General features: G+C 66.1%; 11 protein-coding genes. 7 read left to right on the top strand and 4 right to left on the bottom strand.

The genetic code is table 11. The features are described from left to right. Positions 1–175 precede the first annotated feature (175 nt). From LGQ03_RS15470 to LGQ03_RS15440, 7 genes are all read left to right on the top strand, one after another. Entirely contained in the window at positions 176–394 is a 219-nt protein-coding gene (locus LGQ03_RS15470) for a Flp family type IVb pilin (protein ID WP_090161024.1), read from the top strand. A gap of 80 nt (positions 395–474) precedes the next feature. Further along, a complete protein-coding gene (locus LGQ03_RS15465) occupies positions 475–1,662 on the top strand; it encodes an AAA family ATPase (protein ID WP_226749118.1) in 1,188 nt (395 codons plus the stop codon). Beyond that, complete coding sequence (locus LGQ03_RS15460) at positions 1,659–3,284, top strand: CpaF family protein (RefSeq protein ID WP_226749117.1); 1,626 nt, start codon at positions 1,659–1,661, stop codon at positions 3,282–3,284. The genes LGQ03_RS15465 and LGQ03_RS15460 overlap by 4 nt, the downstream gene beginning before the upstream one ends. Positions 3,285–3,287: 3 nt before the next feature. After that, a complete protein-coding gene (locus LGQ03_RS15455) occupies positions 3,288–4,247 on the top strand; it encodes a type II secretion system F family protein (RefSeq protein WP_226749116.1) in 960 nt (319 codons plus the stop codon). Beyond that, positions 4,240–5,208 (top strand): type II secretion system F family protein, encoded by a 969-nt coding sequence (locus LGQ03_RS15450; protein WP_226749115.1) that lies wholly within the window; start codon positions 4,240–4,242, stop codon positions 5,206–5,208. The genes LGQ03_RS15455 and LGQ03_RS15450 overlap by 8 nt, the downstream gene beginning before the upstream one ends. A gap of 3 nt (positions 5,209–5,211) precedes the next feature. After that, on the top strand, positions 5,212–5,655 hold the full coding sequence (locus tag LGQ03_RS15445; RefSeq protein WP_226749114.1) for a TadE/TadG family type IV pilus assembly protein: 444 nt from the start codon (positions 5,212–5,214) through the stop codon (positions 5,653–5,655). After that, positions 5,642–7,414, top strand: a complete 1,773-nt coding sequence (locus LGQ03_RS15440; protein WP_226749113.1) for a TadG family pilus assembly protein — start codon at positions 5,642–5,644, stop codon at positions 7,412–7,414. Before LGQ03_RS15445 ends, LGQ03_RS15440 begins: the two co-directional genes overlap by 14 nt. Positions 7,415–7,423: 9 nt before the next feature. On the opposite strand, the gene LGQ03_RS15435 is transcribed toward LGQ03_RS15440, so the two are convergent. From LGQ03_RS15435 to LGQ03_RS15420, 4 genes are all read right to left on the bottom strand, one after another. Beyond that, complete coding sequence (locus tag LGQ03_RS15435) at positions 7,424–8,026, bottom strand: helix-turn-helix transcriptional regulator (RefSeq protein ID WP_226749112.1); 603 nt, start codon at positions 8,024–8,026, stop codon at positions 7,424–7,426. A gap of 134 nt (positions 8,027–8,160) precedes the next feature. Beyond that, a complete protein-coding gene (locus LGQ03_RS15430) occupies positions 8,161–9,573 on the bottom strand; it encodes a mannose-1-phosphate guanylyltransferase/mannose-6-phosphate isomerase (protein ID WP_226749111.1) in 1,413 nt (470 codons plus the stop codon). A 140-nt stretch (positions 9,574–9,713) separates the two neighbouring features. Then, complete coding sequence (gene fcl / locus LGQ03_RS15425) at positions 9,714–10,685, bottom strand: GDP-L-fucose synthase (RefSeq protein ID WP_226749110.1); 972 nt, start codon at positions 10,683–10,685, stop codon at positions 9,714–9,716. Between the two features lie 21 nt (positions 10,686–10,706). Continuing rightward, on the bottom strand, positions 10,707–11,809 hold a 1,103-nt coding region (locus LGQ03_RS15420; protein WP_226749109.1), incomplete at its 5' end, for an SGNH hydrolase domain-containing protein.

Below are 11,809 nucleotides of genomic sequence, written 5' to 3'. Positions count from 1 at the left end.
GAACCGATCATACCTTGGGATGATGCAACTCATACCTTGGTCTGAGACGGTTCTGACCTTGGGGGGGTGTCCCGCAATTCGCCCCATCGGACGATTTCGCAGCACGGTCGGGGCTGTCAAATCTCAGGGCATCCCGGATCACTCCCGATCCATAATAACTCTGAAAGAGACTATCATGACCCTGGCACGTAACCTCCTCTCCAAGACCATCCGCACCTTCGTTCGTGACGAGGACGGCGCGACCGCCATCGAATACGGCCTGTTTGCCGCCCTGATCGGCGCCGTGATCGTCGGCACCGTCGCGACACTGGGTCAGGATACGCAAGCCGGCTTTTCCGCGATCAGCACCGAACTGAAGGCTGCACAAGCAACAGCCGATACATCCGGCGGCTGAAACAAAGAGACCGGTGCCGCCGGACCAACCGGCGCACCGTCCCTGCCTCTTCTTTCTCTCTCTGTATCAGGATCACTGCGATGACCCGCCCCCCTTCCGACACAACGCCCCTCGCCGCCTACGTCTGCACCGACGAAGGGGCCGATGTCGCGCGGACGGCGGTGGAACGGTCGGGTGGCGACGACAGCGCCCTGCGGGGTGGCGGTCTGAGCGGTGCGGCGCGTCTCTGCTCGGGCGCGCCCATCGCACAGACCCTGCTGACAGAGATGGGCAATATTCCCGTCGACATGGCCTGCGACTGCGTGACCGAACTGCGCGCCACGGGGGCCGAGGTGATCGTACTGGGCCGGGCCGATGATATCGGCACCTACCGCGCGTTGCGGCAGGCCGGTGCGCTGGAATATTTCGCCTTTCCGGTGACCGCGGACGAGATCCTGGCGATCCAGCGTCGCCCGCCCGCCAATGATGTCACGGCCCCCGCCAGCCGCCGTCCCTGCATTGCGGTGACCGGCAGCAACGGCGGCGTCGGTGCCAGCCTGCTGGCCCGGAACCTGGCGGTGCATGCCGCCAATCCGCGCGGTGCCAACATGCGCACCGCCCTGATCGATGCCGATCTGCGGTTCGGTGCACAGGCACTGGACCTCGACCAGGATCACACGCCGGGGTTCATCGATGCGCTGCGCAGCCCCGACCGGGTCGACGCGACCTTTCTGTCGGCCACCATGGCCACCCTGGGGCCGCAACTGTCGCTTTATAGTCATCACATCCGGCTGACGCAGGATGTCGCGATGCTCGAGGAAGGCCTGCCCGGCCTGATCTCTGTCCTGCAGTCGGAATTCGCGGCCACCGTGCTGGACATGCCCCGCGGCACGCTGCTGCGTGACAGCGCCCTGCTGCAGGCGCTGGATACGCTGGTCATGGTGGTGCCCGGTGGCTACGGCGGGGTGAACGCCGCCGCCCGCATGATCCAGACCCTGCGCGAGGATGCCCCCGACCTGCGCATCCTGCCGGTCCTGTCGGACCTGCGCCGCGATGCGGGCCTGACCGCACGCGACATGGGCCGCAGCATCGGTCTGGACATCGCAGCCACCCTGCCCCGCTGCGACAAGGCCGTCCTGCAGGCGCATCGCACCGCCGGCACGCTGATCGACGCAGCCCCGCGCAGCCCCTACGCCCGCGCCGTCCGTGACCTGTGGTCCATGATCGGCCCGGCCCCAGCCCAGGAACCCTCCGCACGCGCATCGCTGCTCAAGCGGATGTTCGGATGACACTCCACCTTGCCCAACCGTCGCTGCGCAGCGCGGTGACGCAGGTCCTGGACCTGTGCCGCCGGATCGACGCCGAGGGGTTGGCGCATCAGGACCGGGTGAACGCCGCGATTTCGCATCTGGTCGACACGGCCGAAGCGCCCTGGCCGCTGGCGCTGCAACGCCAGATCCTGACCGAGGCGACCCGTATCCTGACCGAAGAGGCAGGCGAGGCCCCGACCCCCGAGCCCGATCCCGCGCCTGCGCCCGCACCCGCACCGCGCCAGACCCTGCGGGCCAACGCCCCCGCGGCGCAGAACCCGACTGCAGCGCAATCCGCAAAACCGGCACCCGCCGCTGCCATACGGACCACCCAGTCGGGCAACGACATGATGGCGCTGTCCAACATGGTCATCGCCGATATGTCCAACACCGCCGATTTCGCGGATATGGCCAGCTTGCCCCGCGACGAACAGGACAAGATGATCCGCGAGGCGATCCGGCAGATGTCGGACCGGCGCAAACTGCATCTGAACGGTCAGGACATCACCGACCTGGTCGGCATCGTGCTGGCGGACATGCTGGGTCTGGGCCCGCTGGAACCACTCTTGGCCGATCCCGACATCAGCGACATCATGGTCAACGGGCCGCACCAGATCTTTGTCGAACGTCATGGCAAACTGGAACTGACCGGCATCACGTTCCGCGACAACGCCCATGTGGTCGCCATCGCCACCCGCATCGTCGCCGCCGTCGGGCGCCGTATCGACGAGGCGCAGCCGATGGTGGATGCCCGCCTCAAGGATGGCAGCCGGGTCAACGTGACCGTGCCACCGCTGGCGATCGACGGCGCCACCATCACGATCCGCAAATTCCCCGCGGCCCCCGTGCAACTGTCCCGGCTGGTCAAGGGCGGCAGCCTGTCGCCGCAGATGGCGGGATTTCTGGAACTGGCCGCATTTCTGCGCCTGAACATCCTGGTGTCCGGCGGCACCGGGTCGGGCAAAACCACGCTGATGAACGCCATGTCGCAATTCATCCCCGAGGGCGAACGCGTCGTCACCATCGAGGACGCGGCCGAACTGCGGTTCCAGCAGCCCCATGTCGTCCGGTTCGAGACCCGCCCCCCCAACGTCGAGGGCACCGGAGAGGTCACGATGCGCACGCTGGTGCGCAACGCCCTGCGGATGCGCCCCGACCGCATCATCATCGGCGAGATCCGTGGTGACGAGGTGCTGGACCTGATGCAGGCGATGAACACCGGCCACGACGGGTCGATGTCGACGCTGCACGCGAACTCTCCGCGCGAGGCGCTGACCCGCGTCGAGAGCATGGCCGCCCTCGCCGGTTTCGCCCCCGGTGGCGGCGTAGTGCGCCGCCAGCTGGTGGATGCGGTGAACCTGATCGTGCAGGTCAGCCGGATGCGCGACGGCAAACGCCGGATCACCTCGATTTCCGAAATCGCGGGGCTGGAGGGCGATTCCATCACGCTGCAGGAACTCTTTGCCTTTGTGCCCGATCCCGACAGCACCCGCACCGAAGTGAAGGGACGCTACGTCTATTCGGGATATCGCCCCAAATTCGCCACCCGCGCCGCCGATTACGGGGTGTCCGCAGACCTTGATGCGGTGCTTGGGGGCTGAACCATGCCGACACTCATCCTGACGTTTCTGGGCGGTTTCGTGGTCTACGCGGTGCTGGCGCTGGTCGCGGTCATCATGGCCGACCGGCTGCGCAGGCGCCATCTGGACCGGTTGCTGCGCGCGCGTCCCGACACGGGCGGCATGCAGGTCGAGGAAACCATGCGCGCGGCCAAGCGCAAGGCCGCATCCGACACCCCGCCCAGCGAGTTGAGCGCCAGGCTGGCCCGTCACATGGCCCGCGCGGGCCTGGAGATGACCGTGCGGCAGGCCATGATCCAGGGCAGTCTGGTCGCCGTGGCTGTTTACGGGCTTGGCACCTTGGTGCTGGGCCTGCATCCGCTGGCCGCCCTGATCCTGGCCGCCGCGATGCCGGTGCTGCTGGGCGGGCTGGTCCTGCGCGTGGCGCGGGCGCGCTACATCCGGTCCTTTACCAATGACCTGCCAGAGGCGCTGGATGTCTTTGCCCGCGGCCTGCGGGCGGGCCGGCCCGTGGCGGATTCGCTGACCATCGTGGTCGAATCCAGCACAGGCGGTCTGCCGATCCTGCGCGAATTCACCCGCGCGCGCGACGAGATGCGCATGGGCAACAGCCTGCCGGATACGCTGGACCGGCTGAACCACCGCATCCCCACGGCCGAGGTCGCGTTCTTTGCCGTGGCCACGGCCTTGCAGACCGAAACCGGCGGCAACCTGATCGAGACGATGGAAAACCTGGCCAAACAGCTGCGCGACCGCCGCCAGCTGCGCCGCAAGGCCCGTGCCCTGTCGTCAGAGGCCCGCGCCAGTGCGATGATCCTGGCCGCCCTGCCCTTTGCCGTGGCGCTGCTGATCGGGTTCCTGAACCCCACCTATCTGGGCGTGCTGTTCACCGATCCGCGCGGTCAGGTCATGGCCACCGTCGCGGTGGCCAGCATCGGTCTGGGGATCATGACCATGGTCCGCATGGGCAAGCTCAATGTCTGAGGCGATGACCCCCCTGTTCTGGATGGCCTTTGTCGGGCTCACGCTGATGATGGCGGCGCTGGGGATGCTGATCTACGTCCAGTCGCGCGACAGCGAAACCGCAGCCCGCATCCAGCGCGCCACCGGGTCCGGCCCCGCACGCGACCAGCGCCGCGGGCCACATTCCGCAGGCAGCCTGTCGCACAGCGGTGCCTACCTGCGCCGCATCGTGCTGCTGACCGGCGAACGGCTGGCCGCGATGATGGGCGGCGAGGCGCGCGAAACCGTGGCCGAACTGGCCTCGGCGGGGTATCGCGGGCGCGACGCGCTGCTGATCTATGCCTTTTTGAAAACCGTGCTGCCTGCCTCGGCGGTGCTGGTCGGTGTGCTGTGGCTGTGGCTGGACGGGCCGCGCGGCGCGCGCATGATCCTGCCCGGCGGGTTGATCGCCGGTATAGCCCTCGCCCTGTCCAAGGGGGTCGACATCTTTATCGACCAGCGCCGGCGCAAGCGTCTGGCCCGCATCCGTCAGGGCTTTCCCGATATGCTGGAACTGCTGGTGATCTCCTCCGAGGCGGGTCTGGGCCCGCAGCCCGCATTGCACCGGGTCGCGCGCGAACTGGCGGTGGCCGAACCCGAACTCGCCCGCGACGTGCTGCAGATGGTGTCCGAGATGGGCATGACCAACAACCGCCGCGGCGCCTATGACCGGTTCAACGCCCGCATTCCCCTGCCCGAGGTCGGCGTGTTCCTGCAGACGCTGGACCAGTCCGACACCTACGGCACCCCATTCGCCCGTGCGATGCGCACGCTGATCACCGAACAGCGCGCCAACCGGCTGATGGCGGTCGAGGAACAGGCCGCCCGCCTGCCGGTGCTGATGACGCTGCCGCTGATCTTTTGCATCATGCCGGCGGTGTTCGTCGTGCTGCTGGGGCCTGCCGTCCTGAATATCATCGACAACATCATGCGTGGGGGCTGACCCGTGTTTTCTGCATTCAACCAGAGACTGAAACGCCGTGCAGGGTCGTTCTTGCGCGACCGTGATGGGGCCGTGGCCATCGAATTCGTGCTGATCGCGCCGATCCTGTTCGCGCTGCTGTTCGGGATCATCACGGTGGGCTATTTCCTCGGGATCAGCCATTCGGTGCACCAGCTGGCCACCAGTGCGGCCCGCGTGTCGGTGGCGGGGCTGAATGGCACCGAACGCGCCGCACTGGCACAGGATTACATCGCCGAGGCCTCCAGCCATTATCCGCTGCTGACACAAAGCGCGATCACACCCGCCATCACCGTGGTCGATACCGGTGTGCCCAGCATCACGGTCAATGTGACCTACGCGCTGGACGAATCGCTGCTGGAACTGGCCAACGGGTTCTTGCGGTTGGGCCTGACGGATCTGACGGGGCGGGCCTATGTCGCCTATTGACCGGATCATGACCCGCTTTGCCCGCGACGAGGATGGCGCCGTGGCCGTCATCGTCGCATTGGTGCTGACCATGCTGCTGGGTTTCGTTGCCTTTGGCGTGGATATCGGCGCGCTTTATCGCGAACGGGCCAGCCTGCAGGCCACCAGCGATCTGACCGCCATGTCCGCGATGGGCGATCCCACGGCAGCCACGGCGCGGGCGCAGGTCGCATTGGGGGCCAACGGGCGGGATGCGGCCACGCTGACCGATCTGCAACCGGGCCGATTCCTGCGCAATCCCGCCATTGCGCCCGAACAGCGGTTCACCCCCCTGCCCGCTGGCAGCCCCGGCATCAATGCCATCGCCGTCACGCTGACCGATGATGCGCCGCTGTATTTCGCGCAGATCTTTACCGATGAACAGCAGGTCAGCCTGACGGGCCGTGCGCTGGCCACCCGCACCGGGGCTGCCAGTTTCAGCCTGACAAGCCATGTCGCCCGGCTGGACGGGCTGGACCTGAACCGCGGCATCATGCGCCGGTTCGGCACCACACAGGGCCTGACCCAGGGCAACATGAACGATCTGGCCGCAGCCCAGGTGCGGATCGGCGATCTGGTGCTGGGCATCGACAGCAGCAATCCCAACCCGGCCGCGATCCTTGATGGCACCGCCACCGACGTGGCTGTCATCCGCGCCCTGCGCGACCTGGTGCCCACACCTGGCTGGGGTGCGCTGTCGCCGGTGGTGAACAGCGCCAGTGACGCGCCATTCGACATGACCCAGCTGATCAGCAGCGCCGAGACTGATCTGGGGCTGACGCTGGTGGATTTCCTCAACCAGATCGAAATGCCGGCACTGGACGTGCTGCGCGGCCTGGTCGGCAGTGGCCAGACCCGGATCGACCCCATCGTGACCAGCGATATCGAGGTGCCGGGGCTGACCGCGATTTCCGCCCGCATCGTCGCGGGCGAACCGCCTGCGCAATCGGGCTGGATCGCCATCGGCGAGGCCGGCACCCAGCTGCACCGTGCAGCCGCACGGCTGACCACCGACATCAGCCTGAGCGCGGGCACGCTGGGGCTGATCGGCACCGGCGTCAGCGCAGGCGAGATCAAACTGCCGCTGATGGTGGAACTGGCCGGATCGACCGCGACGCTGGACGACATCAGCTGCATGGGCACGGACCCCGATACGGTGATCGCCCGGTTCCGCACCAGTCACACGCCGCTGCATCCGGGCAATGGCACATCGGTCGCGGCGCTGTATCTGGGCACCCTGCCCGCAGGCACCGCGGACAGCACCACGATCAACCCCGCGTCACTGGATTATGCCGATCTGCTGGACCTGACGATCCGTGTAGCCGTCCCGCTTCTGCCAGACATCGTGGTGTCCGGCATCACCGTGCAGGCGCGCAGCAACGTCACCGTCGGTCAGTCACAGGTGGACAGCATCGCATTCACCCGCGCCGATCTGGCCGCAGGCCGGACCACCGCCAGCTATGGGTCAGGTCAGGTGACGCGCACCGCCATCGCCGACCTGTTGTCACCGGACAATCTGGAACTGCGGGTAAAACCGGGCGACGCGGGCCTGGTGAGCGGGCTGGTCGCCCCCGTGCTGGACACCGTCATGGCCGCCCTGCCCGGCCAGATCCTGACCGCGCTGACCGATCCGCTGGACGGGATCGTGGACGGCATCATCGCCCCCACCGGCCTGCAACTGGGTGCCGGAGAGCTGGCCCTGACGGGCCATCATTGCGAATTGATCCGGCTGGTGCAGTGATCGTGCAGATCAGCCCGCGGCGCGGTGGTTCAGGTCCTGTGCATCACGGGCGGGGGCCGCACGGCGCGCGCGGCCGACCAGCGGCAGCACCTTGCGGGTGTCGATCCGCGCAGGCGCTGCGGGGGCCTGTTCGGCCTCCTTGGCCATGGCGCAGACCTCGTCGGTGACAAAGGCCATCAGCTGGTAACGCGACGCCAGACCCGATTTGGTATAGATCGATCCCAGCTGCGATTTGACCGTCGACAGGGCCGATCCGCGCATGTCGGCGATTTCGCTGTTGGAAAATCCCTTGGCCACGAAAATCGCGACATCGGCCTCGGCCTGCGACAGTGCCCAGTCCTGCGCATAGCGCGAAATGACGGTTTCCTTGGCCACGGGTTCGCTCGCACCCGGCGCCATCCGGCGGCGGCGTTCAGAGTTCAGGTTCCGTTTCACCTGACCATAGGCCAGCACCCCCACACCCGTGGTCAGTATGAAAAACGCCACAAAGAGCGCCCCCAGCACCAGCGGTGTCGCCTGCGCGGGGGTCAGTGCGAAATGCATGACAAGACAGGTCTTGAGCGTGGCAATCGCGGCGATCATCGCGGTGCCTGTGATCCATAAACGTGACATGAGGGCCATCCTGACTAAGAAACGATGTGTTTCCCCGAATGTCCCAGCGGAATATGGCTGAACTACGCCATTTTCTGGCGCAGCCCCGCATATATCCTAAAACAGGATCAGTATTTCCACACAGAAGACCTGCATCACGTCCGGGCGTAGACGTCCTCGTAGCGGATGATGTCATCCTCACCCAGATAGCTGCCGGTCTGCACCTCTATCAGGACCATCGGCACCTTGCCGGGGTTTTCCATGCGGTGCACGGCCCCCAGCGGGATATAGACCGACTGGTTTTCGCTGATCAGCCTGATCTCGTCATCCACGGTCACCTTTGCCGTGCCCTGCACGACGATCCAGTGTTCGGACCGGTGGTGATGGCTTTGCAGGCTCAGCGCGGCACCGGGATGGACCACGATGCGTTTCACCTGGAACCGGTCGCCGACCACCAGGCTCTCGAACCAGCCCCAGGGGCGGTGATCCTTGGGGAATGCTTCGGCCTGCGGGGCCTTTTTCTGTTTCAGCGCCGCGACCGCCTGTTTGACGTCCTGCGTGCGGTCCTTGTGGGCGATCAGCACGGCGTCGGGCATGGCGATGGCCACGATATCGGTCAGGCCGATGCCCACAATGGCCTGACCCTCCACCTCGGATCGCAGCAGGGTATTGTCGCAATCCAGCGCCGTGGCAGGCCCCGACAGGGACAGGCCACCGTCCTGGGTTTCGCGCCAGACGGCGGCCCAGTCGCCCAGGTCCGACCAGCGCCCGGCAAAGGGGACGACCGACAGGTTGTCCGCCTTTTCCATGACCGCGTAATCGATGGAAATGGCAGGTGCGGCATCCCAATGGTCTGCCGCCAACCGGGTGAAGCCCAGATCGGATTGCGCCCCATCCAGCGCGCCCTGCACCGCCGTCACCATGTCAGGGGCAAAGCTGCGGTAGGCCGCGACGATGGCGCGCACGGAAAACAGGAAAATGCCCGCGTTCCACAGGTAACGGCCCTCATCCAGCATGCCTTGCGCGGTTTCAGCATCGGGTTTCTCGACAAAGGCCTTCAGCGGCAGCGGCGTCAGATCGTCGGTCGGGGCTGCGGCCAGTTCCAGATAACCATAGCCCGTCTCGGGACGGTCGGGGCTGATCCCGAATGTCACCAGCCGCCCGTCACGCACCGCAGGCAGCGCCGCCTGCACGGTGGCGTTGAAGGCCGCTGTGTCGGGGATCACGTGGTCCGACGGGGCCACCAGCATCACGCCGTCCGGATCGCTGGCGAACAGGTGCAAGGCGGCGGCCAGCACCGCAGGAGCTGTGTCGCGGCCCGCAGGTTCGATCAGCACGGCACCGGGGGCAATGCCCGCCTCGGCCAGCTGTTCGGTCACGATGAACCGGAACGCATCGGCGGTCACGACCACGGGGGCAGCATATCCGTCACCGGCCAGACGGCGCGCACTGGCCTGAAACAGGCTTTCGTCCCCGATCAGGGGCGAAAATTGCTTGGGATAGCTCTTGCGCGACAGCGGCCACAGCCGCGTGCCCGACCCACCGCACAACAAAACCGGAGTGATCATCGCGGGATACCTCATCATTATTCTTTGCGCCACCTTAGCGGCAAAACATGGCACCTTGATGCCTAAAATTCATCTTTTCGGCGCAGTGCACCCCGGCATCATCTTGCCCCAAATACTCCCGCCGGAGGCTCCCGTCCGCCCTACTTGGCGCGCACGGCGGCCCCTGTGTCCACCTGTTGCAGATACCAGTCGTAGGTCTGCGCGATGCCGTCAGCCAATGCGATATCCGCCGTCCAGCCCATCTGCGCCAGACGCGACACATCCATCAGCTTGCGCGGCGCACCATCGGGGCGGCTGGGGTCGGTCAGGATCCGGCCCTCATAGCCCACGGCGGCCGCCACCATCCGTGCCAACTCCAGGATCGTGACATCCACCCCGGTGCCCACGTTGATATGGCTCAGCATCGGTTCGGTTTCCGCCTCGTAGGTCGCGCGGTCCAGATCCATCACAAAGAGCGACGCCGCCGCCATGTCGTCCACATGCAGGAATTCGCGCATCGGGGTGCCGGACCCCCAGATCGTGACCGATGGGTCGCCCGCCCGTTTCGCCGCATCGAACCGCAGGATCATCGCGGGCAGCACGTGACTGTTTTCGGGATGAAAGTTATCGCCCGGCCCGTAAAGGTTCGTGGGCATCACGGACCGATAGTCACGGCCATACTGGCGGTTATAGCTTTCGCACAGCTTGATGCCCGCGATCTTGGCCACGGCATAGGGCTCGTTCGTGGGCTCCAGCGTCCCGGTCAGCAGCGCATCCTCGGCCATCGGCTGCGGTGCCTCACGCGGATAGATGCAAGAGGACCCCAATTGCAGCAGACGCTGCACGCCTGCCGCATGGGCCTGATGAATGACGTTGCATTCCATCATCAGGTTTTCGTAGATGAACTGCGCAGGATAGGTGTTGTTGGCGATGATGCCGCCCACCTTGGCCGCCGCCAGAATGACCACGTCCGGTTTTTCCGCGGCCATGAAATCACGCACCGCAGCCTGGTCGGTCAGGTCCAGTTCCGCACTGGTGCGCGTGATCAGCTCATTCCCACCGCGCTGTTCCAGCTGGCGCAGGATCGCGCCCCCCACCATGCCGCGATGGCCTGCGATATAGATACGTTGCATGGGCTGCATCCTTGTCTGGAATTACGTCTCTGGCGCCAGCGCCAGATCGAGAAGTTGCGGGATCATCAGCCGCGACCCAAAGCTGCTGAGGTGATCGTCGTCGAAATACAGGAATTGCCCGTCCTGCGCGATCCGGCAATCGGGGGTGCAGAACACCGGGCCGGGATCGACATAGATCGCCCCGTGTTTCTGCGCCATCTCGGTCAGGATCGCCTGCGCGCGGGCGTTGCGCTGGCGGTAATCCTCCAGATCGGGGGTGTCTGGTAGCGGCCGCCCCGCCATCAGCGCCCGCGTGGCAAAGGTCGGCACGTGATAACCGATTTCGGGAATTCCGCCGATCAGCACGATCCGGTCGGCATGAGGCCGGATCGCCGCCAGCATCCGGTCCAGACCATAGCGCGTCAGGTCCGCGTTATCGCCGTCTGCGGGCGCAGCCGCATCAACGGGGACCAGCGTCGCAAGCGGACCGTCCTCGCCCGGCGGTCGGGTGCCTTCGGCCAGCATCGCCCATCTGGCAAGCACGATCACGGTATCGATGCGGGTCTGCGCGCCGATCCAGCCCGCAGTGGCCTCGATCCATTGCGAGCATTGTGGTGCCATCATGTGTGTTCGCTGAACCCCCAGCAGGGGCGGGCAACCCGGACCATGAAAGGCAAGCCCCTGTCGATCATGGTCGCGTAGCCAATCATCGAATCCCGGCGTCGCCCATTGGGTATGTGAATCACCAATCATGACGATAACACGCGGTTCGCTGCTCGCCTTGCCCAGCTCGGCACAGCGCGGTGCTGATATCTGCGCAATACCGCAGCTGTCCTCACGCGCCACGCGCATCGTGGCCTGCGTATAGGCCTGTTCCAGACCTGCGGGCAGGCGGGCGGGGAAACCGTCCTTGACCATCAGCAGGGCAAACAAGCCCAGCAGGGCCGCGCCCCCTGCCCCCGACAGCGCAAAAATCGCCCGGCGGCCGAACCTTGGGCCGCCCTCGTGTGTGCGAAACGGGCGTTCCACGAAACGCCAGCTGGCCCAGGCCAGCCCCAGCGACAAGACCAGACAGATCACGATGGTCACCGGGTCCAGATTGCCGCGCGCACTGGTCAGGATCCGTGCCGCCACCAGCACCGGCC

This window comes from Loktanella gaetbuli, from assembly GCF_020531945.1.
Taxonomy (GTDB): Bacteria; Pseudomonadota; Alphaproteobacteria; order Rhodobacterales; family Rhodobacteraceae; genus Loktanella; species Loktanella gaetbuli.
The sequence above is the reverse complement of the archived record's forward strand: the minus strand, read 5'-3'. Positions and strand labels throughout refer to the sequence as shown.

Excerpts from the sequence above, each read along its gene's own strand:
- LGQ03_RS15470 (WP_090161024.1), top strand. The coding sequence starts at position 176 with ATGACCCTGGCACGTAACCTCCTCTCCAAGACCATCCGCACCTTCGTT.
- LGQ03_RS15465 (WP_226749118.1), top strand. The coding sequence starts at position 475 with ATGACCCGCCCCCCTTCCGACACAACGCCCCTCGCCGCCTACGTCTGC.
- LGQ03_RS15460 (WP_226749117.1), top strand. The coding sequence starts at position 1,659 with ATGACACTCCACCTTGCCCAACCGTCGCTGCGCAGCGCGGTGACGCAG.
- LGQ03_RS15455 (WP_226749116.1), top strand. The coding sequence starts at position 3,288 with ATGCCGACACTCATCCTGACGTTTCTGGGCGGTTTCGTGGTCTACGCG.
- LGQ03_RS15450 (WP_226749115.1), top strand. The coding sequence starts at position 4,240 with ATGTCTGAGGCGATGACCCCCCTGTTCTGGATGGCCTTTGTCGGGCTC.
- LGQ03_RS15440 (WP_226749113.1), top strand. The coding sequence starts at position 5,642 with ATGTCGCCTATTGACCGGATCATGACCCGCTTTGCCCGCGACGAGGAT.
- LGQ03_RS15435 (WP_226749112.1), bottom strand. The coding sequence starts at position 8,026 with ATGTCACGTTTATGGATCACAGGCACCGCGATGATCGCCGCGATTGCC.
- LGQ03_RS15430 (WP_226749111.1), bottom strand. The coding sequence starts at position 9,573 with ATGATCACTCCGGTTTTGTTGTGCGGTGGGTCGGGCACGCGGCTGTGG.
- fcl (WP_226749110.1), bottom strand. The coding sequence starts at position 10,685 with ATGCAACGTATCTATATCGCAGGCCATCGCGGCATGGTGGGGGGCGCG.